Genomic DNA, 25,695 nt, shown 5'->3' with positions numbered 1-25,695 from the left:
GGATTCCGGTTCAGGTCGGGCGGCGGAGGGTGGAGCGCAGCCGCGGATCGACCACCGTATAGAGAATATCGACCACGAGATTGATGGTGACGAAGATCAGGGACACCATCAGCAGGTAGGCGGCCATGATCGGAATATCGACGTTCTGCACGGCTTGTACGAACAACAGTCCCATGCCCGGCCACTGGAAGACGGTTTCGGTAATGATTGCAAATGCAATAACCGAGCCAAACTGCAGGCCGGCGACGGTGATCACGGGCACCAGCGTGTTCCGCAGCGCGTGGCCGAAATGGATCGCCCGCGTCGTCAGTCCGCGCGCCCGTGCGAAGCGGATGTAGTCGGTGCGCAGCACCTCGAGCATCTCGGCCCGCACCAGCCGCATGATCAGCGTCATCTGGAACAGGCCGAGCGTGACCGAAGGCATGATCAGGGCCTTGAGGCCGGAAATCGTCAGCAGGCCGGTGGTCCACCAGCCCAGCCGCACCACCTCGCCGCGGCCGAACGACGGCAGCCAGCCCAGCACCACCGCGAACAGGTAGATCAGCAGAATGCCGATCAGGAATGTCGGCAGCGAAATCCCGATCAGCGATACCGCCTGGAATACCTTGGCCAGAAATGTGTCGCGTTTCAGCGCCGAATAGACCCCCATCAGGATGCCGAACACCATCGCGAAAACGGTGGCGCAGGCGGCGAGTTCCAGCGTGGCCGGCATCCGCTCCATCAGCAGATTGGAGACCGGCTGGCGAAACTGATAGGAAACCCCGAATTTGAACTGCGCGGCGTTGGCGAAATAGCGGATGAATTGCAGCGGCACCGGATCGTCGAGCCCGAGCGACTTGCGCACGGCCTCGCGCTCGGCGGCCGGCGTATCCAGCGAAACGATCTGGTTGACCGGATCGCCCGCGAAACGAAACATCGAGAACGAGATGATCCCGACCGCGATCATGACGCCAATCGCCTGGATGACCCGGCGAAGAGTGAAAGCGAGCATGTGATCCTTTCACCTGGCGTGTGGCGGACGGGCGTCGGCCCGAAATGGAAGGTCCCGGGAGCGGGAAGCCACCGGGACCATTACCTCGTAACCGTCTAGTCCTGTTTGGTCGCCCAATACAGCAGAACCTGATTGTCGGCACGCTGGGTCAGTTTCACCTTCTTCGATACTCCCCATGCCAGCGCCTGCTGATGCAAGGGGATATAGCCGAAATCCTTGGCGGCGATCTCGAACGCTTCCTTGATCATCAGATCGCGCTTGGCGGTATCCGTCTCCAGCAGCACCTTGTCGGTGATGGCGTCCATCTGCTTGTTGCAGTAGCCGCCGAGATTGGCCTCGCCGCGGTTGGATTTGGGATCGTCACGGCATCCCATGATGTCGTGCAGCACGTTGTGCGCGTCCGAGGTGCCGGGCGTCCAGCCCAAAAGATAGAACGACGTCTGGTAGCCGCCGGGCTTCAGCACCTTGGCGAAATACTGCGCCTTGGGCTGCGCCAGCAGGTTCACCTTGACGCCGATGCGCGCCAGCATGCCGACCACCGCCTGGCAGATCGCGGCGTCGTTGACATAGCGGTCGTTCGGGCAATCCATCGTGACTTCGAAGCCGTCGGGATAGCCGGCCTCGGTCAGCAGCTTCTTGGCGCCCTCGGGATCGAATTTCGGGCGGGTAAAGTCCTTGGAGAGCGGGAACAACTGCGGCGCGATCATCAGCGCCGACGGCGTCGAGAGGCCGCGCATCACGCGGGTCTTGATCAGTTCGACATCCACCGCCTTGAAGAACGCCTCGCGCACCTTGATGTCCTTGAACGGATTCTTGCCCTTGATGTTCGAATACAGCAGTTCGTCGCGGACCTGGTCCATGCCGAGGAAGATGGTGCGCAGCTCGGGGCCTTTCAGCACCTGGGCATTCGGGCTGGAGTCGAGGCGCGCGATATCCTGGGTCGGAACCGGCTCGATGACGTCGACTTCGCCCGACAGCAAGGCCGCCACGCGCGTGGCGTCGGAGCCGATCGGCGTGAAAACGATCTCCTTCAGATTATGCTCGGGCTTGCGCCACCAGTTCGGATTCGCCTTGAACACGGTCTTGACGCCGGGCTGGTGGCTCTCGACGGTGAAGGCGCCGGTGCCATTGGCGTTGAGCGAGGCAAAGCTCGGCGAGGTCGCGGCGGCCGGCGTCGGGGCTGCCGCATTGTTCGCCTCGGCCCACTCCTTGTCCATGATGTACCAGGTATCCCATTGCGAATTCAGAATGGGATTTGGCGAGGTCAGGATGAAATCCACGGTGTGGTCGTCGACCTTGACGACCTTCGCATCCTTGGCAATGCGGGTCTGCAGGTTGGAGCCGGCGGCCCTGACGCGGTCGGCCGAGAACACCACGTCGTCGGCGGTGAAGGGGTTGCCGTTCTGGAACTTGACGTTCTTGCGCAGGTGAAAGCGCCAGCGTGTCGGCTCCGGCGTCTCCCAGCGTTCGGCAAGGCCGGGAATGATCTTCAGGTCCTTGTCGCGCGCGATCAGCCCTTCGTAGACCTGCCCGATATGGGCGTGGGTGGTGCTTTCGTTGAGGGTATAGGGGTCGAGCGATTTGAGGTCGCCCTGGTTGGCATAACGCAGGGTCTGGGCCGATGCCGGGGCCATCGCCAACGCGACGATCGACAAGGTGGTCGCTGCGAACAAGGTATGACGTACCGACATGTGCCAGGATTCTCCGCTGTGGCGCGCTGTTCACTGCTGCATGCATCGCAGCCATGGTTGATCCATTGTCGCCAGAGTTTGGCCGCCGCGCAAGCGCGATTTCCCCTGATCAGACCGGTTTGCGCGCCACTACCTCAATCGCCAGCTTCACGCTAAGCGGGACAGGAAGTACATCCAACGGGAGTGCCGTGATGGCGGAATTCAAGGCCGACGTTCTCGTGCTGGGTGCGGGCATGGTCGGCGTCGGCGCTGCCCTGCACCTGCAGCAGCGGGGGCGCGACGTCATTCTGGTCGACAGGCACGAACTGGCCGGGGAGGAAACCAGCTTCGGCAATGCGGGGATGATCGAATGCGCGTCGGTGTTCCCCTACATGTTTCCGCGGGATTTCGGCCAGATCCTCCGCCACGCCCTGAACCGGGCGCCGCAGGTGCGCTACAGCTTCGCCGATCTGCCGAGTTTGCTGCCATGGCTGGTGCGATACTATCTCGCCTCCGCGCCGGACCGGGCGCTTGCCGGCGCGCTGGCGGTGATGCCGCTGATACGCCGCAGCCTGGTCGAGCACGAGATACTGATGGCTGAAGCCGGGGCGCAGGAACTGTTGCGGCGGTGCGGCTGGATCAAGATGTACCGCGATCAGGCAACGCTCGCCAACGCGCTGCGCGATTTCGAGCGGGCGAGACAGTATGGCGTCGAAGGCGATATCCTCGACAGCAAGGCGATCATCGAGCGCGAGCCCCACCTCAGCGGCGAATTCGCCGGCGCGATCCATTTTACCGAACCCGGCTTCGTGCTCGATCCGGGCGGGCTGGCCAAAGCCTATGCTGCGCTGTTCCACCGCAAGGGGGGACGCTTCATGGTCGCGGATGCGCAGACCCTGGAGCAGGAGCCCGGCGGGCGATGGCAGGTCGCGACACCGGCCGGGAAGGTGACTGCACGGGAGGCCGTCGTGGCGCTCGGGCCGTGGTCGGATCTGGTATTCGGCCGCCTCGGCTACGGGATCCCGCTCAACTTCAAGCGCGGTTACCATATCCATCTTTCGGCGCGCGGCAATGCCGTGCTGCATCGTCCCGTGCTCGACGCCGACAACGGCTATGTACTGGCGCCGATGAACCGGGGCATTCGGCTCGCTACCGGCGTCGAGTTTTCCCGCCGCGATGCGCCGCCCACCCCGATCCAGTTGCAGCGGGCGCTGCCGCGGGCGCACCAGTTGTTTCCGCTGGGAGAAGCGATCGACGCCAAGCCCTGGAAGGGCGCGCGGCCGTGCCTGCCCGACATGCTGCCGGTGATCGGGCGGGCGCCGCGCCATGCCGGGCTTTGGTTCGATTTCGGCCACCACCACCACGGCCTGACGCTCGGCCCCGCGACCGGCCGCCTGCTGGCGGAGATGATGACCGGCGAGACGCCGTTCGCCGATCCCGCGCCCTTTGCCGTCGAGCGTTTCGGTTGACCATACCGGCCGAATGAGGCCATCGGACTTCGTCCGGTCCGGTCAGCCCGCTTGCGTCGCGCCGCCTGTCGCGGCGATACTGTGCCAAGCTGTCGAACAGCGGTCAGGAGCCGACATGAAGGTTAACGTCGAAATAGATTGCACGCCGCTCGAAGCCCGGCAGTTCTTCGGGCTTCCGGATGTGCAGCCGATGCAAACGGCGGTCATGGACAAGCTTCAGCAGCAGATGCTGGCCAATATCGAAAAGGTTTCGCCGGAAGCGCTGATGCAGAGCTGGTTCACCTTCGATCCGAAAATCGCCGAGCGGTTCGGCGACATGTTCGTGACCATGGCGGGTCTCGGCGGATCGCGCCCCGCCGACAAGAAGTAACGTGGCGATCGAGCGCGGCGATGCGCCGCCACCGGACCGGCTTCGTCCGCCCGGTCTCGGCCTGCTGCTGGCCGAAGCGAGAGGGATATTCGAGTTCAACTGCAGCCTGCTGCTGTCGCCGCTGCTGATGCGCGCGCCGAGGGGCGACGGCCATCCGGTGCTGATGCTGCCGGGCTTCCTCGCCAGCGACCTGTCGATGGCGCCGATGCGCCGATATCTCCGGGAGCTCGGCTACGACAGCTACGCGTGGAAAATGGGCCGCAACACCGGCGGCGTGGCGCGGCTTCGCCTCGCGCTGCGCGACCGCCTGGCCGAAATTCATGCCGCCACCGGCCGCAAGGTCAGTATCGTCGGGTGGAGTCTGGGCGGTGTCTATGCGCGCGATCTGGCGCTGCAGGCGCCTGACATGGTGCGCTGTGTCGTGACATTGGGAAGTCCGTTCGCCGGCGACGTCAAGGCCACCAACGCCACGCGACTCTATGAGTTGCTGTCGGGCGAAGGTGCCGACGACAATCCGGAGCTTCGCGCCGCGATCGCCGGCGATCTGCCGGTGCCGGCCACGTCGATCTATTCGCGCACCGACGGCATCGTGAACTGGCGCACCTGCCTGCTGCGTCCCTCCGATACCGCCGAGAACATCGAGGTTCACTTCGCCAGCCATGTCGGGCTGGGCGTCAACCCGGCCGCCCTGTGGGCGGTCGCCGATCGCCTGGCCCAGCCCGAGGGCGAATTCAGGCAATTTGACCGGTCGGGGCCGTTTGCCATTGCATATGCGCCTCCGGAGAATGCACAATCCTGACCAATGTCCCGGCAACAGGGGCGGTCTGAAAGACCAGGAAGCGCCGGCAAAGGCGCCGCGCGATCCGCGGGAGGGAACGGACATGAGTGACGCCAAGAAACTGTCGTCGATGGACGCGTCGTTTCTCTATCTGGAAACGCCTGAAATGCCGATGCATGTCGGGAGCATGGCAATCTTCCGCCTGCCCGACGACTACAAGGGCGACTTCTTCGAGGACTTCAAGGCGATGATCGCCTCGCGGCTGCACGTCGCGCCGATCCTGAAGGCCCGCCTGGAGAAAGCGCCGCTCGATATCGATCATCCCTCCTGGGTCGAGGACGACCAGTTCGATATCGACCGCCATATCTTCCGCGGCAGCCTGCCGGCGCCTCACGACCGCGCCACGCTGGAGCGCCTGGTCGGCTGGATGCATGCCAAGCTGCTCAACCGCGCCCGTCCGCTCTGGGAGTTCTACGTCTTCGAAGGCATGAAGGACAACGAGATCGGGCTTTATTCCAAGATGCATCACGCCTGCATCGACGGCGGCGCCGGAGCGGCGCTGACCAGCATGATCTACGACGTGACGCCGATCCCGAGGACGATCGAGCCGCCGACCGCGCGGGCCAAAGCCGGCCAGGAGCCGCGCGACATCGCCGCCAACCTGATCGATTCCTACCAGGCGCTGTGGCGCCAGCCGTTCGACGGCTCCGCCGCGCCGAAGAGCATCGACCTGCCGCGCTCGGGCAAGAGCGATCTCGGCTCGATCCTGTTCGACAACGCCATGTTCCAGATCGAGAGCGCGGTGAAATTTGCCAGCGGCATTCCCACCATGCTGAAAAGCGTCTCCGACGTTGTCGGCAAGATTTCCGATCCGAAGGCGCGCGACAGCATCGCCAGCATGGTGTCGCCGTCGACCATCCTGAACAAGGCGATCTCGTCGGAGCGCAGCTTTGCCGGCGTTTCGATCTCGCTGAGCCGGGCCAAGGCGCTGGCCAAACAATCCGGCGGCAAGCTCAACGACGTGGTGCTGGCGCTGTCATCGGGCGTGGTGCGGCGGTATCTGTTGCAGCAGGGCGCGCTGCCGACCAAATCGATGACGGCCGCGGTGCCGATCTCGCTGCGTGAGGAGGGCAACACCGACGCCAACAACCAGGTGTTCGGCATGATCTGCTCGATCGCCACCAATATCGAGGATCCCAAGGCGCGGCTGGAGGCGATCATCGCGCAATCCACCAAGTCGAAGGAGATGTCGCATCCGCTGCGCGCCCTGATGCCGCAGGTCTCCAACGTCTCGATGCTCGGCGCGCCGATCCTGGTGCAGATCATGGCGCTTCTGTACAGCCGCTCCAACCTGTCGGACGTGCTGCCGCCGGCTGCGAACATCACGGTGTCCAACGTGCCGGGGCCGCGCCAGACGCTCTACGCGGCCGGCGCGGAATTGCTGCACATCTTCCCGGTGTCGATCTCGACCCACGGGCTGGCGCTCAACATCACCGTGCAGAGCTACCGCGACCAGCTGGATTTCGGGTTCATCGCCGGCGCCAACATCATTCCCCATGTCCAGATTCTGTGCGACATGCTGCCGGTCGAATTCGCCGCGCTCGAAGCCGCCTTTGCGCCACCGGCCGACCTCAAGAGCGCGGCGAGCTGAAGCCGGGCAACGGTGACGATCAGAGTGAGACACCAGTGATGATGGAAATGCCGCCCCTGCAGTTCGCCCAGACCAACGGCATTCGCATGGGGTATTACGAAGCCGGCCCGAAGACCGACGCGCCGCCGCTCGTGCTTTGCCACGGCTGGCCGGAGATGGCGTTTTCCTGGCGCCACCAGATCAAGGCGCTGAGCGCGGCCGGCATCCGGGTGATCGCGCCCGATCAGCGCGGCTATGGCGCCACCGACCGGCCCGAGCCGGTCGAGGCCTACGACATGGAGCACCTCACCGGCGATCTGGTCGGCCTGCTCGACCACCTCGAGATCGACAAGGCGATCTTTGTCGGCCACGACTGGGGCGGCTTCATCGTCTGGCAGATGCCGCTGCGTCATATCGACCGCGTCGCCGGCGTGGTCGGCGTCAATACGCCACATTACGATCGCCTGCCGATCGATCCGATCGAGCTGTTCCGTCAACGGTTCGGCGACAGCATGTATATCGTGCAGTTTCAGGATCCCGCGCGCGAGCCGGACCGGATCTTCGGCAGCCGGGTCGAGCAGACGTTCGACGCCTTCATGCGCAAGCCGCTGCCGCGCAAGGACGACGCGCCGGCTGCTCCCGCGACCGCGGGCGTCGGCGCATCGGCAAAGACCAATCTGGCTTTTCCCCAGATGATCGCCGCCTATGACGCCAAGTTCGACCCGCGCACGCCGATCCTGTCCAGCGAGGAAAAACAGGTGTTCGTCGATGCGTTCACCAGGACCGGATTCACCGGCGGCATCAACTGGTACCGCAATTTCTCCCGCAACTGGCAGCGCTCCGAGGGACTGGACCATACCGTCCGCGTGCCGGCGCTGATGATCATGGCCGAGAACGACGCGGTACTGCCGCCATCGGCCGCCGACGGCATGGAGAAGATCGTGCCCGACCTCGAGAAATACCTGGTTCGCGACAGCGGCCACTGGACACAGCAGGAAAAGCCGGACGAGGTCAGCGCCAAGCTGATCGAATGGCGCAGGAAGCGGTTCGGGTAGAGACCTCGACGGGGCGTGAGTCGTCATTGCGACCTCGATTCGTCATTCCGGGGCGATGCGAAGCATCGAACCCGGAATCCCGAGATTCCGGGTCTGGTCCTGCGGACCAGCCCGGAATGACGAACCGATAGTTGACAGTGTTGAACAGAGACCGAAGGCAGGGGAAACCATCACGATGGCGTCGATCAACAAACTGGATCCGATTCCGCATCCGCCGAAGAAGCCGGTGGTCGGCAACATGCTGTCGCTGGACGCCAATGCGCCGGTGCAGCATCTGGTGCGGATGACCAGGGAGCTCGGGCCGATCTTCTGGCTCGACATGATGGGCGCGCCGCTGGTGATCGTCGCCGGCCACGATCTGATCGACGAACTCAGCGACGAGAAGCGCTTCGACAAGGCGGTGCGCGGCTCGCTGCGCCGGGTCCGCGCCGTCGGCGGCGACGGCCTGTTCACGGCGGATACCACCGAGCCGAACTGGAGCAAGGCGCACAACATCCTGCTGACGCCGTTCGGCAACCGCGCCATGCAGTCCTATCATCCGAGCATGGTCGACATCGCCGAACAGCTGGTGAAGAAGTGGGAGCGGCTGAACGGCGACGAGGAGATCGACGTCGTGCACGACATGACGGCGCTGACGCTCGACACCATCGGCCTGTGCGGCTTCGACTACCGGTTCAATTCGTTCTACCGGCGCGACTACCATCCCTTCGTGGAATCGCTGGTGCGGTCGCTCGAGACCATTATGATGACCCGCGGCATTCCGCTGGAGAGCCTGTGGCTGCAGAAGCGCCGCCGCGATCTCGCCGCCGACGTCGCCTTCATGAACAGGATGGTCGACGAGATCGTCGCTGAACGCCGCAAGAACGCCGAGGCCGCCGAGGGCAAGAAGGACATGCTCGGCGCCATGATGACCGGCGTCGACCGTGTCACCGGCGAACAGCTCGACGACGTCAACATCCGCTACCAGATCAACACCTTCCTGATCGCCGGCCACGAGACCACCAGCGGGCTGTTGTCCTGCACGATCTATGCGCTGCTGAAGCATCCCGAGGTGCTCAAGAAGGCCTATGAGGAAGTCGACCGGGTGCTCGGCCCCGATACCGACGCGCGGCCGACCTATCAGCAGGTCACGCAACTCACCTACATCACGCAGATACTCAAGGAAGCGCTGCGGCTGTGGCCGCCGGCGCCGGCCTACGGCATTTCGCCGCTGCAGGACGAAACCATCGGCGGCAAGTACCACTTGAGGAAGAACACTTTCATCACGGTGCTGGTGATGGCGCTGCATCGCGACCCCAGCGTCTGGGGTCCCAATCCCGACGCCTTCGATCCCGAGAATTTCAGCCGCGAGGCCGAGGCGGCGCGCCCCGTCAATGCCTGGAAGCCGTTCGGCAACGGCCAGCGTGCCTGCATCGGCCGCGGCTTTGCCATGCATGAGGCGGCGCTGGCGATCGGCATGATCCTGCAGCGCTTCAAGCTGCTCGACGTTCATCGTTACCAGATGGTGCTGAAGGAAACGCTGACCATCAAGCCCGACGGCTTCAAGATCAAGGTGCGCCCGCGCACCGACACCGAGCGCGGCGCCTTTGCCGGCCGCGCCGCGACCACGGCGGCGGCGTCGGCCGGTGCCGCTGCCCCGCCTGCGCGCACCCGCCCCGCACATAACACCCCGCTGTTGGTGCTGTACGGATCGAACCTCGGCACCGCCGAGGAACTGGCGACCCGGGTGGCCGATCTCGCCGAGGTCAACGGGTTTGCCACCAAGCTCGCGCCGCTCGATGATTTCGTCGGCAAGCTGCCGGAAGAGGGCGGTGTGCTGATCTTCTGCGCGTCCTACAACGGCGCCGCGCCCGACAACGCCACCCGGTTCGTCAAATGGCTCGGCGGCGACCTGCCGAAGGATGCGTTTTCGAAGGTGCGGTATGCCGTGTTCGGCTGCGGCAACAGCGATTGGGCCGCGACCTATCAGTCGGTGCCGCGCCTGATCGACGAGCAACTGGCGGCGCATGGTGCGCGCGGCGTGTATGCGCGCGGCGAGGGCGATGCCCGCAGCGACCTCGACGGCCAGTTCGAAAGCTGGCTGGCCAGGGCGGCCCCGCAGGCGATGAAGGAATTCGGAGTCGATTCGAGCTTCAGCCGCAGCGCCGACGACGAGCCGCTGTACCGGATCGAGCCGGTGGCCCCGACCGCCGTCAATGCGGCGGTTGCACTCGGCGGCGTCGCGCCGATGAAGGTGCTCGTCAACACCGAGCTGCAGAACAAGACCGGCGCCACCGCCTCGGACCGGTCGACCCGACATATCGAAGTCGAATTGCCCCCCGGCATGACTTACCGGGTTGGCGATCATCTCAGCGTGGTGCCGCGCAACGACCCGTCGCTGGTCGATGCCGTCGCGCGCCGCTTCGGCTTTCTGCCGGGCGACCAGATCCGGCTGCAGGTCGCCGAGGGCCGCCGCGCGCAATTGCCGGTCGGCGACATCGTCTCGGTCGGTCGGCTGCTCTCCGAATTCGTCGAACTGCAGCAGGTCGCGACCCGCAAGCAGATCCAGATCATGTCGGAGCACACGCGCTGCCCGGTGACGCGGCCGAAGCTGCTGGCCTATGTCGGCGACGATGCCGCCGCCGACGAACGCTACCGCACCGACATCCTGACCCGGCGCAAATCGGTATTCGACCTGCTGGAAGAGCATCCGGCCTGCGAACTGCCGTTCCACGCCTATCTCGAGATGCTGTCGCTGCTGGCGCCGCGCTATTATTCGATCTCGTCGTCGCCGTCGGTCGATGCCAGCCGCTGCAGCGTCACCGTCGCCGTGGTGGAGGGACCCGCGGGTTCAGGACGCGGCGTCTACAAGGGCATCTGTTCGAACTACCTCGCCAGCCGCCGCGCGGGCGATACCATCCAGGCCACGGTGCGCGAGACCAAGGCCGGCTTCCGGCTGCCCGACGATGCGTCGGTGCCCATCATCATGATCGGGCCAGGAACCGGTCTGGCGCCGTTTCGCGGCTTCCTGCAGGAGCGGGAGGCCCGCAAGGCCAGAGGCGCCAGCCTCGGCCCGGCCATGCTGTTCTTCGGCTGCCGCCATCCCGATCAGGATTTTCTCTACGCCGACGAACTGAAGGCCTGCGCGGCCGCCGGCATCGGCGAATTGCACACCGCATTCTCGCGCGCGGAGGGTCCGAAGACCTATGTGCAGCACCTGGTGGCGGCGCAGAAGGAGCGGGTTTGGAGCCTGATCGAACAGGGCGCGATCGTCTATGTCTGCGGCGACGGCAGCAGGATGGAACCGGACGTCAAGGCGGCGCTGGTGGCGATCCATCGCGAACGCACCGGCGCCGATGCGGCGGCGGGATTGCGCTGGATCGACGAAATGGGCACCGGCAACCGCTATGTGCTGGATGTCTGGGCGGGGGGATAGGGCGGGTTTTCAGCGGGTCGTCGCCGCGAAGGTGTGACGGGACGACGAAGCCACTTTACCCCGCGAGATCGCGTCGGTAGAAGTCCGCCATGTCGGCGATCCTCTTCCTGTTCCCATCCTACCAGCCGTCGGTGCTGTTTTGCGAGCTGCTGGAACAGCTTCGGAAAATGGACCCATCTCCGTTCGTCGTGGTCGATGACGGCAGCGGCCCGGCCTACCGTGAACTGTTTCAGCGCGCCGCCCGAATATCCGACACCGTCGTCCTGACGAACGCCGTCAATCTCGGCAAGGGCGCCGCGCTCAAGCATGGCATGAACCATGTGCTGGTGAATCATCCGGATTGCGCTGGGGTGGTAACGGCGGATGCCGACGGCCAGCATGCGGTAGAGGACATCATCAGGGTTGCGAACGAGCTTCGAGAGCGGCCGACCGAAGTGATCTTTGGATCGCGGGATTTCAAGCGCGATGTTCCGTTTCGCAGCAGGATCGGCAACGTCGTTTCGCGCTACATCTATCGCTTTCTGATCGGTATCAAGCTGTCCGACACCCAAACCGGCCTGCGCGGCATTCCGCGCCGGCTGATGGAATCAAATCTCGCTATCCGGTCGAACCGCTACGAATTCGAGACCGAACAGATCATCGCCGCCAAATCCGCCGGCCTCAAATTCAGGGAGATACCGATCCGGACGGTCTACATCGACGACAACAGCGGATCGCATTTCAACCCGGTGCTCGATTCGTTTCGAATCTACTTCGTGCTGCTGCGTTACGCATTATCGAGCATCGCGACGGCGCTGACGGATTTCTTCGTGTTCTACATCCTGACGACCAACGGCATGGCGCTGCTCGGCGCCAATATGTCCGCGCGCGCGGTTGCGCTGTGGATACAATTCCTGCTGTTGAGAAAATATGTCTTCAAGAGCGAGGCGGGAGTCTCGATCTTCGTCGCCTATGTCGCTTACGTGTTTTTCTCCGGATACATATCCTCGGTATTGCAGGGGCAGTTTACCGGACACCTCTTGAATTCGCCCCTCCTGGCCAAGGCGCTGGTGGAATCCTTCATCTGGATCTTCAATTTCATGTTCCTGCGGGACTTCATTTTCCGGAAATGGAACGAAGCTTGAAACCGGCGCAAACCGATTGGGACAGTTATTACGCAAGGCCCTATCGCACGGCCTCGCTGACCCGCAGGCATACCGCTTCCATCCTGGTGGAATTGCTGCGGAAGAATGGCGGAGCGCAGGCGTCGATTCTCGAATTCGGCGGCGCCAACAGCTGTTTCATCGATCAGATTCTGGCCGAGGTCGCCCCCGCGCGATACGACGTGATCGACAGCAACCGGTTGGGGCTCGATCTGCTGCGGTCGCGCTATGCCAGCGACGGCCGTGTCTCGGTCGGCCTGGGTGACGTGTTGTCGGCATCGAAGCCCGACCGGCTGTACGATATCGTGTTCAGCGTCGGATTGATCGAGCATTTCGATCCCGCCGGGACCGCAAGGGCCGTTGCCGCTCATTTCGATTATTTGCGGCCGGGCGGGACGGCCATCATCACCTTTCCGACGCCGACGTGGCTTTATCGCGCCGTGCGGGGCCTGGCCGAGGCGACAAACAACTGGATCTTTCACGACGAACGGCCGCTCCGGCTGCCGGAGTTCGAGCGGGCGGTCGCCGGCCTGGGCGAGATCAGATCGGCGCGGATTTTGTGGCCGCTGATCCTTACGCAATACTGCGTCGAGGTGCGGAAATTGCGATGACGTCAGTTTGACGTCGCCAGCACCGTGCCATTGCTGTCGATCACCGTGGTAAAGCTTCCCGCGGTGATGAAATTCAGCACCGAGGCATGGGTGCGGCTGGGGACATACAGGATCGCGGTGCAGCCCTTCGGCTCCCGGAGCGCTGCGAGGGTGGGATCGCCGATCGGTTCGCCGAAGGTGGAGTATTGCAGCTGGTCCTTGAACGGCAGGAACGCCGAGATGGTGTAGAGATAGGCGTTGCCGGTCAGTACCGTGCAGCCCCTGCGGAGCAGGTCGCCCACCTTCTCGTTGATTTCGCGACCGGAGCCTTCGCGAATCTGTTCGTCGGCGAACCGTTGCTTGATCGTCTGGTCGCTCACCGCCAGTGGCAGGCTCAACCCGATCGCCGCCGCGGCGAGCCCGGCGGCGATGGCGGCGTCCGACACGGTCCATCGTCGCCCTTCGGCAATCTCTCCGCGCCTTGTCCAGGCGCGGGCCGCGGCATACACCGGAATGAAGGCGCAGATCGCCAGCGGGCCGAGCACGTTGCGCAGGTCGTAGCTGGCGGTATTGGCCCACACCGAAATGCTGATGAACAATGGCAGCGCGAGCCAGCGAACCCGTGGCAGGAACGGGCTCATCAACAGGCCGGCGACCGCCAGGATCCGGAACGGCAGCGTGAAGTTCCGGTTGAACAGCGAAAGCGCGCGCGCGAGTCTGTCGGACAGGTCGGAAACCGGATAATTCGGCATCGAGCGAACGGCGAGGTTGGCATAGACCAGCGCGTAAGCTGCCATATAGGCGAGGAACAACCCGACTGCTGCCGCGAGAAACCGGTTACGGTCGCGGGCGCCGAGATTTCGGGCGGCATCGATGCAGATGGCCGTCAGCACCGCGATCGCGATCAGTCCGAATAGCGGCTTCGTCGTCGCAGCCATGGTCAGCAGACACAGAGAGAGCAGCGCAGCGACGATCTTGTCCCTGTCGAACCGGCCATCCGGCGCATTGGCGATGAACAGGGCCGCGCCGCATAATGCCGATATGGCGGCCCCCCAGTCCGGGTAGCCCTCCTGCAACGACGCCCGCAGCCAGCCATCCTGTATTTCAGCCACGAACCAGGCGAACACCAGCACCAGAGCCGCCGGCTTCCACCATTCGCCACGGCCCAGCACCATGGCGGTCAGAACGATCGGAAAGATCAGCAGTCCGATATGGAGGTAGTAGGCAAAATACTGTTCCGTGGAGCCCGTGAAGATGTAGGTGACCGACCAAAGGGTCGGTATCAGCTGCGGATAGCCATAGGAGCCCGTTGGAAACAGGCCTTGCGACCAGAGCAGCGCCCACCTGTTCCAGCTGATTGATACGTCGCCTTCGCCGAAGACGTGGGGGACACCGTGTTTCCAGATGTTGATATAGACGAGCACGAGTGCAGCCAGGGTGAGCAGGCCGCATCGAATATCCCGCAGGGTGACGATTCCCGCCCCGGCGGATTGATCGCCTTGCGGCGCGAGCCGATCCCTCAAGGCGAGGGCGAGCAGCGCGGCGACCGTAGCCGCCGCCGCCGCGCGATAGCTGACGAGGGGGTCCAGATGCAGCAGCGCGATCAGCACCACAAAGAGGTGATTGAAGGTCAGGCTGCCGAGCAGCACCGCCAGCCAGCGCTGTGGAACGTTGGGAATATCGAAGGCGCGGACAAGCACCAGTCCCGGCAGGAAAAGTACGAAAAGGATCGCCAGCAACCCATTTACGTAGATGGGCGCGAAGCCCAGAAATCCTGTCATGCCGGGAGCAATTCCTCAATGCGCAGCTGAATGGGGGCTTTCGTTCGGCGACCGCCGGGACGAAAACAACACGATCTACGCCGCCTTCGCCACCGCGCCATGGGCATGCTTGTCGATCGCGTCGATGATCTGCGGCCACATCGGGATCGGTATCGCGTGGCCCATGCCCTCGATCATCAGGAGCTTCGCGCCGGGGATCGAGGCCGCGGTGTCCTTGCCGCCCTCGGGACGCACCAGGGGATCGACGGTGCCGTGAATCACCAGCGTCGGCGCCTTGACGGCGTGCAGCCTCTGCTTGCGGCTGCCCGAGGCCAGGATGGCGCGGAGCTGGCGGCCGACGCCGTTGGGATTGAGGCCGCGCTCGAAGGTACGTTCGGCGCGTTCGAGGTCCTTGGCTTCGTCGAGCGGAAAGCTGCCGACCCGCAGCACCTTCCAGGTCTGCGCGAAACGCTTGAGATATTCTTCCTTCGTGGTCGGCGGCGGCGCCATCAGCATCGCCGAAGCCTCGCGGGTCGGCGGCGGCACCCGCGGATTGCCCGTCGTCGACATGATCGAGGTGAGCGAGCGCACCCGCTGCGGAAACGAGATCGCGATTTCCTGGGCGATCATGCCGCCCATCGAGGCGCCGACGATGTGCGCCGACTTGATGCCGAGGGCGTCCATCAGCCCGGTGGTGTCCTCGGCCATGTCGCGGAGCTTGTAGGGCGCTGCAACCGGAATTTTCAGGAATCGGAGCTTGAGCAGTTCGAGCAGGGTGAGCCGCTTGCCGCCGCTCAGCCTGCCGGACTTGCCGATGTCGCGGTTGTCGAAGCGGATGACGCGAAATCCGCGGGCCGCGAGCTCGCGGCAGAATTCGTCGTCCCACAGGATCATCTGGGCTCCGAGCCCCATGATCAGCAGCATCGGTTCCGCGGCGGCGTCGCCGAAGATCTCGTAACAAATATCGATGCCGTTGGCCCGCGCGATCTGCGGCGGCTGATGGGCTGGCGAATTCACGATGAGCTCCCTGAAATGGCAAGCGAACAGGGCACTCTATCGCACGGTTTCCCGCCTTGCAGAAGGCTCCGGAGCGGCAGCCAGGCTGACAAATCGCGCCCGTTATGTTGACCGTTCCGCCGCAACAGTGTGGTATGGCCGAAAAGGCGGGGCAACGAAGCCCCCGGTGATCACGCTGGAGGGCGCCGATGGCAGACAAGAGCAACGACCCGGTCGCGATGTGGCAGAACATGATCGGCGAGATGGAGAAGGGGTTCAACTCCTTCGCCAACCAGGCGATGGCGTCGCCGGAATTTTCCAGGGTCGTCAATCAGGTCGGCGGGGCCTCCGCGGGGGCGCAGAAGCAGCTCGGCGACCTCATGGAGAAGTACCTCGTCGGCATGAACCTGCCGAGCCGGGCGCAGATGGTCCAGATGGCCGAGCGGCTGCAGTCGATCGAAGGCCAGCTCAACGAGATCAAGGCGATGCTGAACGCCATGAACAGCCATGCCGCCGCCGCGGGCGGAACTCCCGGCGCGCCCAGGCCGCCGCGCACCAAACGTCCGCCGTCGGCCGGAGAGCCAAAATGAACGCGCCCGCCGGCCTCGATCTGGCATCGATCCCGGACCGGATCCAGTCCGAGGTGCAGCGCGCGATCCAGCGCAGCATCAAGGGCGTCGAATACATCGCCTCGTCCGGCCCCTCGCTGGGGTCGACGCCGAAGGACATCCTGGCGGTCCGCGGCACCATGAACCTCTATCACTACCGCCCGGTCGCCGACGAGATCTACCGCGTGCCGATCCTGATCGTGATGGCGACCACCAACCGCGGCTACATTCTCGACATGGTGCCGGGCCAGAGCTTCATCGAGTTTCTGCTGAAGCGCGGCTACGACGTCTACATGCTGGACTGGACCGCGCCGAAGCCGGAAGAAAAAAGCCTGCGAATGGAGGACTACGTCCTCGACTTCATCCCGGACTGCATCCGCCGCGTGCAGCAGGATTCCGGCGAGACCGACGTCACCGTGATCGGCTACTGCTTCGGCGGCGTGCTGTCGCTGCTCTACGGCTCGATCTTCAACGACGGGCCGATGAAGAACCTGATCTGCTTCACCACGCCGATCGATTTCCGCGAGATGAAGCTGTTCTCGAATTTCTCCGACCGCCGCTATTTCGACGTCGACCGGCTGGTCGACAGCATCGGCAATGTGCCGCCGGAAATGATCCTGTCCTCGTTCGAGATGCTGCGGCCGGCCTCGCGCGCCGCCAGCCAGGTGCAATTGTGGGAAAACATCTGGAACGACGAATACGTCAAAGCCTACCGGATGATGGATCGCTGGGGCACCGATACCCTGCCGCTGGCCGGCGAGTATTTCCGCGCCATCACCAAGGACCTGATGTGGGACAACAAGCTGTTCAACGACACCATGTCGGTCGGCGGGCGCAAGGCGGAGATCTCGAAGATCACGGTGCCGATCCTGCACGCGGTGGCCGAGCACGATCACATCGTGCCGTATGACGCGGCCAGGCATCTGATCGCCAAGGTCGGCTCGACCGACAAGGAAGAAGTGATTCTGAAGGGCGGCCATGTCAGCGTCGTCGCCGGCGCCAACGCCGTCAAGCGGCTGTGGCCGAAACTCGATTCATGGTTATGCGAGAGATCGATATGAGCGACGAGACCCGAACCTATCCGCGCCGCGTGCAGACCGAAGCCGGCGAGATCGAATTCCGCCTGATGGCGGCGGCCGACGAGGCCGCGGTGCTCGACTTCGCGCAAAAACTGCCGGTGCATGATCTGTTGTTCCTGCCGCGCAACATCAGCGAGCCCAAGGTGCTCTCGGCCTGGATCAAGGAAATCGAACGCGGCGCCATCACCAGCCTGCTGGCGGTGCAGGCGGGCAGGGTGGTCGGCTGCGGCACCCTGGTGCGCGATCCCTGGTCGTGGTCGCCGCATGTAGGCGAAATCCGCAACGTGGTCTCATCGGATGTGCGGGGCCAGGGGGTCGGCCGGGCGCTGTCGCAGGAGACCTTCGCATTGGCCTTGGGCGCGGGTCTGGAGAAGCTGATGGTGCAGATGACCGTCGATCAATCCGGCGCCATCGCGATCTTCGAGGGACTCGGCTTCAAGGCCGAGGCGCTGCTGCGTGACCATGTGAAGGACAAGGACGGCCGCAACCACGATATCGTGGTACTCGGGCACAATGTGGCGCAGGTCCGGGCCCAGCTGGAAGCCTATGGGCTGCCGGGCGCTGTCCAGCACTGAGGCAGCCTGGCGCCGGTTCCGCGGGCATATCGCCCAAATCGCAGGCTGATCACGAATTTGTGATATCGCACTGCACCATTCGATATTGCGACGCACCATTAACTATGTCATACAGAGATCGCCCCGGGCCAACCGGACGGGGTGAGCCCATAGCTCAAATCTGAGGATGGAGAGACCCCATGACCACCGAAACCAATTCCGTGCTGAACACCGTCAAGGATGCCTTCGCGCCCGTCACCGAGGCTTTCACCAAGCTCCAGAACATGGAAGTTCCGGAAGCCGCCCGTGAGTTCGTGAAGAAGCAGGCCGAGACCGCCAAGGTTCGCGCCGCCGACATCCATGCCGGTTCCGAGAAGGTGACCGCCGCGATCGAGACCGCCGTTGCCGGTTCGGTCTCCGAGGCCGCCAAGATCAGCCGCAACATCCAGGACGCGCTCTATCAGGACGCCGAAGCGTTCTTCGCCGGCATCGGCCAGCTGGCTTCCGCCAAGTCGTTCAACGAAGCGGTCCAGATCCAGTCCGACATGGTCCGCGCGCGCGGCGAAGTGTTCGTGTCGCGGGCGAAGGCCTCGAGCGAATATCTCGGCAAGCTCGTCGCCGATGGCGCCAGGACCGCCCAGGACAACTTCTCCAAGGTCTACACCAAGACCGCCTGATCGCGTTGCGATCAGCGACAGTTTGGAGGCCCGCTCAGGCGGGCCTTCTTTTTTGCCGGTTACGTCAATAGATCATCATTGCATCCTCCGTCATTGCGAGGAGCGTAAGCGACGAAGCAATCCATCCCGCAGCCTGGCGCTGCCGTGGATTGCTTCGCTTCGCTTGCGATGACGGATGCTGCTATTGTCGGGTCGACACCGCGAAAGCCGCCATGGCATCCACCCCCGCCTTCTCCTTCGCATCCCCCGGCGACGCCGCCCGCGCGGCCGAGTTGCGTCGCGTCAAGGCGTTGGCGACGCTGGTGCTGGTCGGCACGCTGGCGCTGTTCGTGGCGGCGAAGGCGCTGCTGCATGTGCATCCCGTCTTCGGCTTCGTCGCGGCGTTCGCGGAGGCCGCCACCATCGGCGGCATTGCCGACTGGTATGCCGTGGTGGCGCTGTTCAAGCGGCCGCTCGGCCTGCCGATTCCGCATACCGCGATCATCCAGAGCAACCAGCACCGCATCGCCGACAAGCTCGGCGAGTTCATCGAGGTGCATTTTCTCGAAGCCGCTCCCGTCGAGGCGAAACTGCGCCAGATCGATTTCGGCTCCTTCGTCGCCGACTGGCTGCGCGACCGCAAGCGCAGCGACGATCTCTCCCGCTTCGCGTTGCGGCTGCTGCCGGAGGCGTTGTCGGCGACGGAAACGTCCGGCCTGATGACGTTCATCACCCGCCGGATCACCACCCAGCTGCAGGAAGTCGATCTGGCGCCGCTTGCCGCCGGCACGCTGCGCGGTTTCGTCCAGGAGGGGCGGCATCAGGGCCTGCTCGACGACATCCTGCGCGCGGTGCATCAGTCGCTGACGCAAGCCGAAACCATGGCGGTGATCCGCGAAAAGATCCGCGGCGAATTGCCGACGCTGTTGAAACTCTACCGTGCCGACAGGTTTCTGGTGAACCGGATCGTCGCGTCCGCGACCACGTTCTTCGAGGAAGTGAAGAACGATCCGCAGCATCCGTTTCGCGACGAGTTCAATCGCATGCTGCTGTCGTTCGTCGACCGGCTCGGCAGCGACCGGGTCTTCGCCGATCGCCTCGATGGATTGAAGCGCGACCTGCTGGCGCGTCCCGAACTTTCCGACCTCGCGCGCAACATCTGGTCGAACACGCGGTCCTTTCTCGAGCGTAGCGCCTCGGGCGAGACCCAGGTGCTGCAGCAGCATCTGGCCGGCATGTTTGTGAAGGCGGGCGAGGCACTGGCCGCCGATCCGGAACTGCGCGCCGAAATCAACCAGGGCATCGTCGCCGTGCTCAGGAGTTTCATCGCCGATCAGAAGAGCGGCGTGTCGAGCTTCATCTCCGACCAGGTCAAGAGCTGGGATATGGGCCAGCTGATTGCGCTGATCGAAATCAACATCGGCAAGGACCTGCAATACATCCGCTTCAACGGCGCGCTGATCGGCGGGCTCGCCGGATTGACGCTGCACACCGTGGAATTACTGCTGCGGATGCTGTGACCAAATGATCACTCGGTTCCGTTTTGGCTGTGGCGCCTATTGTCGCGAGGCCGATCAACCGCTTCAATGACGGAATCATCACAACCTGTTCAAGCGATGCTGCATTGCGGAACGATTTTGCCGAGCTTGCGTCTTCCCAGGGTCATTGGCCGGCTGCCAGAGTGTAAGGGGCCGGCTGCGAGAGGAGCTACCATGTCCGCGACTACCCAGGCGCTGCGCGCGCCGTCCAAAACCCTGATGTTCATGGAGGGGCGCGCCCTTCACGAGTTCGGCGCCTTTCTCGGCGCGCTGCCGCTGCTCAGCCTCGCGCCCCGCGGTGACGGGCATCCGGTGCTGGTGCTGCCCGGGCTGATGGCTTCGGACACCTCGACGCGACCGCTGCGCAGCTTCCTGAGCAATCGGGGCTATGCCGCCAGCGGCTGGCGCCAGAGCCGCAATCTCGGCCTGCGTGACGGCGTGCAGCATGCGATGGTCGATCTGGTGCGCGAACTCAGCGACACCCATGGCCGCAAGATCAGCCTGGTCGGCTGGAGCCTTGGCGGCCTCTACGCGCGTCAGCTGTCCAAAATGATGCCGGACCGCGTGCGCTCGGTGATCACGCTCGGCAGCCCGTTCGCGGGCAGCCCGAAGGCCACCAACGCCTGGCGGGTCTATGAATTGGCCAGCGGTCGCAGCGCCGACGAGGAGGAGGATCACTCCTTCGGCGGCAGCCTTGCCGAAACGCCCCCGGTCCCGACCACCGCGATCTTCAGCCGCACCGACGGCATCTGCGCGTGGCAGGGCTGCATGGAAAAGGCCTCGGCGACATCGGAAAGCATCGAGGTCGAAGGCAGCCATTGCGGCATGGGACACAACCCCGCCGTGGTCTACGCCGTGGCCGACCGCCTGGCACAGGCGGAAGGCACATGGAAACCGTTCGAGCGCAGCGGCTGGCGCAGCATGGTCTATCCCGATCCGCACCGGTAAGGGCGAAGACAACTCATCCTTCGAGACGCATCGCCGTTGGCGATGCTCCTCAGGATGACGACCGGACCTGATTGCCCACTGTCGATACCTCATGGTGAGGAGCGCGCCTTCGCGCGTCTCGAACCATGAGAGCTGCCTCGCCGACGTTGTCGCGACTCTCGAAAACGCGCTAAGCCTTGGGGCATGCCGCAGCCGCTTGCCCGCATCGTCGAACAGCTCAAGCGCGAAACCTCGCGCACCGGCTCCATCGCCATCACGGTGTTCGGCGACGCCATCGTGCCGCGCGGCGGCTCGGTCTGGCTCGGCACGCTGCTCGAATTTTTTGCGGCGATCGACATCGACAGCGGCGTGGTGCGTACCGCAATGTCGCGGCTCGCCGCCGACGGCTGGCTCGAACGCGACAAGGTCGGCCGCAACAGCTTTTACCGGCTGGCGGGGAAGGGGCGGCAGACCTTCGATGCCGCGACAAGGCACATCTACGATCCGCAAGCCCCGGAATGGACCGGGCGCTTCGAGCTATTGTTGATCGCCAATAGCGGGGACCGCGACGCCGCCCGCGAGGCGCTGAAGAATGCCGGCTTCGGCAGTCCGCTGCCGGGCGTGTGGGTGGCGCCGTCGGGCGTGCCGATCCCGCGGGAAGCCGCATCCGCCATCCGGCTGGAAGTTTCCGCCGAGGACGACAGTGGTCGGCGCCTGCTCAGCGAAAGCTGGCCGCTCGATCGCACCGCCGATGCCTATCTGAAGTTCATGAAAACGTTCGAGCCGCTGCGGGGCTGGGCCGGCCGCCGCGAACGGATGTCGGATATCGACGCCTTCACCGCGCGCATCCTGCTGATCCATCATTACCGGCGGGTGGTGCTGCGCGACCCCTTGCTGCCGACCGACCTGCTGCCGGCGGACTGGCCGGGGCGGGCCGCCCGGCAACTCTGCGGCGAAATCTATCGCGGGGTGCTTCCCGCGTCGGAACAATGGCTTGACCGCCATGGAAGCAACCCCTCCGGGCCGCTGCCGGCGGCCGGCGCGGAACTGGCGCGCCGGTTCGCGGCTATGTAAATGTGTTACAAGAATGTATTGAGTTTGCCATGTTTTGATATATGTTAGAGCCGTTCCAGGGAGAACGGCCATGTACACGCAGGCGCTCAACACGTCGGATGCGGATGACCGCCATGTCGAGGATGCCACGCGCGCCGCGGCATTTCAGGCGCGGATTGATGCCGAAGAGCGCATCGAGCCCAATGACTGGATGCCCGCGGCCTATCGCAAGACGCTGACAAGGCAGATCTCGCAGCACGCCCATTCCGAGATCGTCGGCATGCTCCCCGAAGGCAACTGGATCACCCGCGCGCCGTCGCTGCGCCGCAAGGCCGCGCTGCTCGCCAAGGTTCAGGACGAATGCGGCCACGGGCTCTATCTCTATGCCGCCGCCGAGACGCTCGGCGCCTCGCGCGAGGAACTGGTCGATCTGATGCTGGCGGGCAAGGCGAAATATTCCTCGATCTTCAACGACCCGACCCTGACCTGGGCCGACATCGGCGTGATCGGCTGGCTGGTCGACGGTGCCGCGAACATGAACCAGATACCGCTGTGCCGCTGCTCCTACGGCCCCTAAGCGCGCGCGATGATCCGGGTCTGCAAGGAGGAATCCTTTCACCAGCGCCAGGGCTACGAGATCATGCTGACGCTGGCGCGCGGCACCGAAGAGCAGAAGGCGATGGCGCAGGACGCGCTGAACCGCTGGTGGTGGCCGGTGCTGATGATGTTCGGGCCGCCCGACCAGGCCAGCCAGCACAGCGACACCTCCACCAGATGGAAGATCAAGCGTTTTTCCAACGACGAACTGCGCCAGAAATTCGTCGATGCCACCGTGCCGCAGGCGCAGTTTCTCGGCCTGACCATCCCCGATCCCGGCATGAAGCAGAACGCGGAAGGGCACTGGGAATACAGCGCGATCGACTGGGACGAATTCAGGCAGGTGCTGGCGGGCAACGGCCCCTGCAACCGCGACCGGATGGCGGCGCGCCGCAAGGCGCATGACGAAGGCGCCTGGGTGCGCGAGGCCGCACAGGCCTATGCCGAAAAGCGCAAGCATCGCCAACTTGCGCAAGCCGCCGAATAAGTCAGGGAGACCATCATGGCCACGCCGAATACGCCGCTCTGGGAAGTCTTCATCCGCAGCCGCAACGGGCTCGCGCACAAGCATGTCGGCTCGCTGCATGCTTCCGACGCGACCATGGCGTTGCAGGCCGCGCGCGACCTCTACACCCGTCGCGGCGAGGGGCTGTCGGTCTGGGTGGTGCCGTCAAGCGCGATCACCGCGTCCGACCCTGCAGACAAGGGCATGATGTTCGAGCCGGCGGAATCCAAGATCTACCGGCACCCGACGTTTTACGAAGTGCCGGAAGAAGTCGGGCATATGTGAAATCGCTGCGCAGTGTTCTGAGTCGCGTCCGCAACTGTCGAAACCGTCATTGCGAGCGCAGCGAAGCAATCCATCCCTCAAGAGAATGAAAGAATGGATTGCTTCGTCGCTTCGCTCCTCGCAATGACGTCGATAGTGCACACAGGTTCCTGAACATGGCAGTCGCATCCATCTCCGTCTCCGAAACGCCGCTGGTGCTCTATACGCTGCGCCGGGCCGACGACGCGCTGATACTGGGGCACCGCTTGTCGGAATGGTGCGGCCACGCGCCGATGCTGGAAGAGGACATGGCGCTCGCCAATATGGGGCTCGACCTGCTCGGCCAGGCGCGCGAGCTTTATTCCCATGCGGCCAGGGTCGAAGGCAAAGGCAACGACGAGGACAAGTTCGCCTATCTGCGCGACGTCAGGCAGTATCGCAATCTCTTGCTGCTGGAACAGCCGAACGGCGATTTTGCCCACACCATGGTACGGCAGTTTTTCTACGCGGCCTTCGCCGATCCGTACTGGCGCGCGATGATGAAATCCGCCGATGCGACGCTGGCGGCGATCGCCGCGAAATCCGAAAAGGAAAGCGCCTATCATTTGCGGCATTCGTCGGAATGGATGGTCCGGCTCGGCGACGGCACGGAAGAAAGCCACGCCCGCGCGCAGGCCGCGGTCGATCATCTCTGGGCCTTTACCGGCGAAATGTTCGCTGTCGACGCCGGCGAGCGGGCCTTGATCGACGCCGGCATATCGGTCGATCCCGCCGGCCTGCGTCCGCAATGGCTGAAAACCGTGACCGATGTCGTCGATGAAGCGACACTGGCTCTGCCCAAAAGCGAATGGATGCAACAGGGCGGCCGCGATGGCCGGCACAGCGAGCATCTCGGGCATTTGCTCAGCGAATTGCAGTCGATGCAGCGCACGTTCCCGGGGGCCGCATGGTGAGCGCCCTATTCACCGATGCCGAGCTGCGGCAACACGCCTGGAACACCGCGGCATCGGTGGTCGATCCGGAGATCCCGGTACTGACCATCGCCGATCTCGGCGTGCTCCGCGAGGTCGCGATCCGGGATGGCCAGGTCGAGGTCGCGATCACGCCGACCTATTCCGGCTGCCCCGCGATGAACATGATTTCGCTGGAGATCGAGCTGGCGCTACAGCGCGAGGGTTTTCGCAACTCGAAGGTGCGCACCGTGCTGTCGCCGGCCTGGACCACCGACTGGATGAGCGAAGACGGCCGCCGCAAGCTACGGGAATACGGCATCGCGCCGCCGCAGCCAGCCGGCTCCCGCCGCGCGCTGTTCGGCGTACAGCAGGTGACGTGCCCGCAATGCGGCTCCGGCGATACCGAAGTGCTGTCGGAATTCGGCTCGACCTCCTGCAAGGCGCTGTGGCGCTGCAGGAACTGCCGCGAACCGTTCGACTATTTCAAATGTCACTAGTTTCGTCACCCTGAGGCGCCGTAGCGCAGCGAAGGCCTCGAAGGGTGGAGGCAAACTCGGACCGTTCGTGTTTCCCTCCTTCGAGGCTCGCCGCAAATGGCGGCTCGCACCTCAGGATGACGACCGTGAAAAGGTATTCATGTCCCACGCTCCCCGCTTTCATCGCCTCGCCGTCAGCGACCTGCGCCGCGAATCCGTTGACGCGGTGTCGATGACGTTCGCGATCCCGCCAGACCTGATCGCCGACTACCATTTCGTTCCCGGCCAGTACCTGACCCTGCGCACCACCATGGACGGCGAGGAAGTTCGCCGCTCCTATTCGATCTGCTCCGGGCCCGACGACGGCGAACTGCGCATCGCGGTCAAGAAGGTCGATGGCGGCGCGTTCTCGAGCTGGGCCGCCGACGAATTGAAGGCCGGCGACCAACTCGACGTCATGACCCCGACCGGTCGCTTCGGCGTCGTTGCAGCATCTGAAGGGGCGCGGACCTATGTCGGCTTTGCCGCCGGCTCCGGCATCACGCCGATTCTCTCGATCGTGAAGGGAGTGCTGGCGCGCGAGCCGGACAGCCGATTCTTTCTGTTTTACGGTAATCGT

23 protein-coding genes and 1 pseudogene are annotated in these 25,695 nt (G+C 64.2%); 20 read left to right on the top strand and 4 right to left on the bottom strand.

Annotation, left to right across the window (positions count from 1 at the left end):
- Window positions 1-10 precede the first annotated feature (10 nt).
- Together Q8R73_RS13405 and Q8R73_RS13400 are read right to left on the bottom strand one after the other, a co-directional pair.
- On the bottom strand, window positions 11-991 hold the full coding sequence (locus Q8R73_RS13405) for an ABC transporter permease (protein ID WP_305720028.1): 981 nt from the start codon (window positions 989-991) through the stop codon (window positions 11-13).
- A 95-nt stretch (window positions 992-1,086) separates the two neighbouring features.
- Window positions 1,087-2,682, bottom strand: coding sequence for an ABC transporter substrate-binding protein (locus tag Q8R73_RS13400; RefSeq protein ID WP_305720027.1), 1,596 nt, complete (start codon window positions 2,680-2,682; stop codon window positions 1,087-1,089).
- Between the two features lie 191 nt (window positions 2,683-2,873).
- Here Q8R73_RS13400 and Q8R73_RS13395 point away from each other — a divergent pair, with 191 nt between their 5' ends.
- From Q8R73_RS13395 to Q8R73_RS13360, 8 genes are all read left to right on the top strand, one after another.
- Window positions 2,874-4,130 (top strand): FAD-binding oxidoreductase, encoded by a 1,257-nt coding sequence (locus Q8R73_RS13395; RefSeq protein ID WP_305720026.1) that lies wholly within the window; start codon window positions 2,874-2,876, stop codon window positions 4,128-4,130.
- A 115-nt stretch (window positions 4,131-4,245) separates the two neighbouring features.
- Window positions 4,246-4,500, top strand: coding sequence for a DUF6489 family protein (locus tag Q8R73_RS13390; RefSeq protein WP_305720025.1), 255 nt, complete (start codon window positions 4,246-4,248; stop codon window positions 4,498-4,500).
- Between the two features lie 7 nt (window positions 4,501-4,507).
- Window positions 4,508-5,299 carry an alpha/beta hydrolase gene (locus tag Q8R73_RS13385; protein WP_371126094.1) on the top strand — a complete coding sequence of 264 codons (792 nt, stop codon included), beginning with the start codon at window positions 4,508-4,510 and terminating at the stop codon, window positions 5,297-5,299.
- 82 nt (window positions 5,300-5,381) lie between these two features.
- On the top strand, window positions 5,382-6,929 hold the full coding sequence (locus tag Q8R73_RS13380) for a wax ester/triacylglycerol synthase family O-acyltransferase (RefSeq protein ID WP_305720023.1): 1,548 nt from the start codon (window positions 5,382-5,384) through the stop codon (window positions 6,927-6,929).
- A gap of 38 nt (window positions 6,930-6,967) precedes the next feature.
- Entirely contained in the window at window positions 6,968-7,963 is a 996-nt protein-coding gene (locus tag Q8R73_RS13375) for an alpha/beta fold hydrolase (protein WP_305720022.1), read from the top strand.
- A gap of 175 nt (window positions 7,964-8,138) precedes the next feature.
- The gene (locus Q8R73_RS13370) at window positions 8,139-11,378 is read left to right on the top strand and encodes a bifunctional cytochrome P450/NADPH--P450 reductase (protein ID WP_305720021.1); all 3,240 of its coding nucleotides are present in this window, start codon (window positions 8,139-8,141) and stop codon (window positions 11,376-11,378) included.
- A gap of 89 nt (window positions 11,379-11,467) precedes the next feature.
- Entirely contained in the window at window positions 11,468-12,502 is a 1,035-nt protein-coding gene (locus tag Q8R73_RS13365; RefSeq protein WP_305720020.1) for a bifunctional glycosyltransferase family 2/GtrA family protein, read from the top strand.
- Window positions 12,499-13,131: a bifunctional 2-polyprenyl-6-hydroxyphenol methylase/3-demethylubiquinol 3-O-methyltransferase UbiG gene (locus Q8R73_RS13360; RefSeq protein WP_305720019.1), complete on the top strand. Its 633-nt coding sequence runs from the start codon at window positions 12,499-12,501 to the stop codon at window positions 13,129-13,131. Before Q8R73_RS13365 ends, Q8R73_RS13360 begins: the two co-directional genes overlap by 4 nt.
- A gap of 2 nt (window positions 13,132-13,133) precedes the next feature.
- Here the strand turns inward: Q8R73_RS13360 and Q8R73_RS13355 are convergent, their stop codons facing one another.
- Window positions 13,134-14,891 (bottom strand): hypothetical protein, encoded by a 1,758-nt coding sequence (locus tag Q8R73_RS13355; RefSeq protein ID WP_305720018.1) that lies wholly within the window; start codon window positions 14,889-14,891, stop codon window positions 13,134-13,136.
- A gap of 75 nt (window positions 14,892-14,966) precedes the next feature.
- Window positions 14,967-15,887: an alpha/beta fold hydrolase gene (locus Q8R73_RS13350; protein WP_305720017.1), complete on the bottom strand. Its 921-nt coding sequence runs from the start codon at window positions 15,885-15,887 to the stop codon at window positions 14,967-14,969.
- 188 nt (window positions 15,888-16,075) lie between these two features.
- Here Q8R73_RS13350 and Q8R73_RS13345 point away from each other — a divergent pair, with 188 nt between their 5' ends.
- From Q8R73_RS13345 to Q8R73_RS13290, 12 genes and pseudogenes are all read left to right on the top strand, one after another.
- Window positions 16,076-16,456 carry a hypothetical protein gene (locus Q8R73_RS13345; RefSeq protein WP_305720016.1) on the top strand — a complete coding sequence of 127 codons (381 nt, stop codon included), beginning with the start codon at window positions 16,076-16,078 and terminating at the stop codon, window positions 16,454-16,456.
- Complete coding sequence (locus tag Q8R73_RS13340; protein WP_305720015.1) at window positions 16,453-17,535, top strand: alpha/beta fold hydrolase; 1,083 nt, start codon at window positions 16,453-16,455, stop codon at window positions 17,533-17,535. Before Q8R73_RS13345 ends, Q8R73_RS13340 begins: the two co-directional genes overlap by 4 nt.
- A complete protein-coding gene (locus Q8R73_RS13335; RefSeq protein ID WP_305720014.1) occupies window positions 17,532-18,128 on the top strand; it encodes a GNAT family N-acetyltransferase in 597 nt (198 codons plus the stop codon). The genes Q8R73_RS13340 and Q8R73_RS13335 overlap by 4 nt, the downstream gene beginning before the upstream one ends.
- Before the next feature lie 179 nt (window positions 18,129-18,307).
- Window positions 18,308-18,784 (top strand): phasin family protein, encoded by a 477-nt coding sequence (locus Q8R73_RS13330; protein WP_305720013.1) that lies wholly within the window; start codon window positions 18,308-18,310, stop codon window positions 18,782-18,784.
- A 212-nt stretch (window positions 18,785-18,996) separates the two neighbouring features.
- Entirely contained in the window at window positions 18,997-20,283 is a 1,287-nt protein-coding gene (locus Q8R73_RS13325; protein WP_305720012.1) for a DUF445 domain-containing protein, read from the top strand.
- Window positions 20,284-20,475: 192 nt separating this feature from the next.
- A complete protein-coding gene (locus Q8R73_RS13320; protein WP_305720011.1) occupies window positions 20,476-21,249 on the top strand; it encodes a triacylglycerol lipase in 774 nt (257 codons plus the stop codon).
- A 183-nt stretch (window positions 21,250-21,432) separates the two neighbouring features.
- On the top strand, window positions 21,433-22,302 hold the full coding sequence (paaX, locus tag Q8R73_RS13315; RefSeq protein ID WP_305720010.1) for a phenylacetic acid degradation operon negative regulatory protein PaaX: 870 nt from the start codon (window positions 21,433-21,435) through the stop codon (window positions 22,300-22,302).
- Window positions 22,303-22,372: 70 nt separating this feature from the next.
- Window positions 22,373-23,365 (top strand): annotated as a pseudogene (paaA, locus tag Q8R73_RS13310) (1,2-phenylacetyl-CoA epoxidase subunit PaaA).
- Window positions 23,366-23,380: 15 nt separating this feature from the next.
- Window positions 23,381-23,668: a 1,2-phenylacetyl-CoA epoxidase subunit PaaB gene (gene paaB, locus Q8R73_RS13305; protein WP_305720009.1), complete on the top strand. Its 288-nt coding sequence runs from the start codon at window positions 23,381-23,383 to the stop codon at window positions 23,666-23,668.
- A 155-nt stretch (window positions 23,669-23,823) separates the two neighbouring features.
- Window positions 23,824-24,600: a 1,2-phenylacetyl-CoA epoxidase subunit PaaC gene (paaC, locus tag Q8R73_RS13300; protein ID WP_305720008.1), complete on the top strand. Its 777-nt coding sequence runs from the start codon at window positions 23,824-23,826 to the stop codon at window positions 24,598-24,600.
- Window positions 24,594-25,097: a 1,2-phenylacetyl-CoA epoxidase subunit PaaD gene (paaD, locus tag Q8R73_RS13295; RefSeq protein ID WP_305720007.1), complete on the top strand. Its 504-nt coding sequence runs from the start codon at window positions 24,594-24,596 to the stop codon at window positions 25,095-25,097. Before paaC ends, paaD begins: the two co-directional genes overlap by 7 nt.
- A gap of 139 nt (window positions 25,098-25,236) precedes the next feature.
- On the top strand, window positions 25,237-25,695 hold a 459-nt coding region (locus Q8R73_RS13290; protein ID WP_305720006.1), incomplete at its 3' end, for an FAD-binding oxidoreductase.

The sequence above is a fragment of the Bradyrhizobium sp. genome (assembly GCF_030697065.1).
Lineage (GTDB): Bacteria > Pseudomonadota > Alphaproteobacteria > Rhizobiales > Xanthobacteraceae > Bradyrhizobium.
Note: the sequence above shows the minus strand (reverse complement) of the source record. Positions and strands in the feature narration are given on the sequence as shown.

What these genes read in the sequence shown, in the direction of transcription:
- Q8R73_RS13405 (WP_305720028.1), bottom strand. Translation starts at nt 991, where the DNA reads ATGCTCGCTTTCACTCTTCGCCGGGTCATCCAGGCGATTGGCGTCATG.
- Q8R73_RS13400 (WP_305720027.1), bottom strand. Translation starts at nt 2,682, where the DNA reads ATGTCGGTACGTCATACCTTGTTCGCAGCGACCACCTTGTCGATCGTC.
- Q8R73_RS13395 (WP_305720026.1), top strand. Translation starts at nt 2,874, where the DNA reads ATGGCGGAATTCAAGGCCGACGTTCTCGTGCTGGGTGCGGGCATGGTC.
- Q8R73_RS13390 (WP_305720025.1), top strand. Translation starts at nt 4,246, where the DNA reads ATGAAGGTTAACGTCGAAATAGATTGCACGCCGCTCGAAGCCCGGCAG.
- Q8R73_RS13380 (WP_305720023.1), top strand. Translation starts at nt 5,382, where the DNA reads ATGAGTGACGCCAAGAAACTGTCGTCGATGGACGCGTCGTTTCTCTAT.
- Q8R73_RS13375 (WP_305720022.1), top strand. Translation starts at nt 6,968, where the DNA reads ATGATGGAAATGCCGCCCCTGCAGTTCGCCCAGACCAACGGCATTCGC.
- Q8R73_RS13370 (WP_305720021.1), top strand. Translation starts at nt 8,139, where the DNA reads ATGGCGTCGATCAACAAACTGGATCCGATTCCGCATCCGCCGAAGAAG.
- Q8R73_RS13365 (WP_305720020.1), top strand. Translation starts at nt 11,468, where the DNA reads ATGTCGGCGATCCTCTTCCTGTTCCCATCCTACCAGCCGTCGGTGCTG.
- Q8R73_RS13355 (WP_305720018.1), bottom strand. Translation starts at nt 14,891, where the DNA reads ATGACAGGATTTCTGGGCTTCGCGCCCATCTACGTAAATGGGTTGCTG.
- Q8R73_RS13345 (WP_305720016.1), top strand. Translation starts at nt 16,076, where the DNA reads ATGGCAGACAAGAGCAACGACCCGGTCGCGATGTGGCAGAACATGATC.
- Q8R73_RS13340 (WP_305720015.1), top strand. Translation starts at nt 16,453, where the DNA reads ATGAACGCGCCCGCCGGCCTCGATCTGGCATCGATCCCGGACCGGATC.
- Q8R73_RS13335 (WP_305720014.1), top strand. Translation starts at nt 17,532, where the DNA reads ATGAGCGACGAGACCCGAACCTATCCGCGCCGCGTGCAGACCGAAGCC.
- Q8R73_RS13330 (WP_305720013.1), top strand. Translation starts at nt 18,308, where the DNA reads ATGACCACCGAAACCAATTCCGTGCTGAACACCGTCAAGGATGCCTTC.
- Q8R73_RS13325 (WP_305720012.1), top strand. Translation starts at nt 18,997, where the DNA reads ATGGCATCCACCCCCGCCTTCTCCTTCGCATCCCCCGGCGACGCCGCC.
- Q8R73_RS13320 (WP_305720011.1), top strand. Translation starts at nt 20,476, where the DNA reads ATGTCCGCGACTACCCAGGCGCTGCGCGCGCCGTCCAAAACCCTGATG.
- paaX (WP_305720010.1), top strand. Translation starts at nt 21,433, where the DNA reads ATGCCGCAGCCGCTTGCCCGCATCGTCGAACAGCTCAAGCGCGAAACC.
- paaB (WP_305720009.1), top strand. Translation starts at nt 23,381, where the DNA reads ATGGCCACGCCGAATACGCCGCTCTGGGAAGTCTTCATCCGCAGCCGC.
- paaC (WP_305720008.1), top strand. Translation starts at nt 23,824, where the DNA reads ATGGCAGTCGCATCCATCTCCGTCTCCGAAACGCCGCTGGTGCTCTAT.
- paaD (WP_305720007.1), top strand. Translation starts at nt 24,594, where the DNA reads ATGGTGAGCGCCCTATTCACCGATGCCGAGCTGCGGCAACACGCCTGG.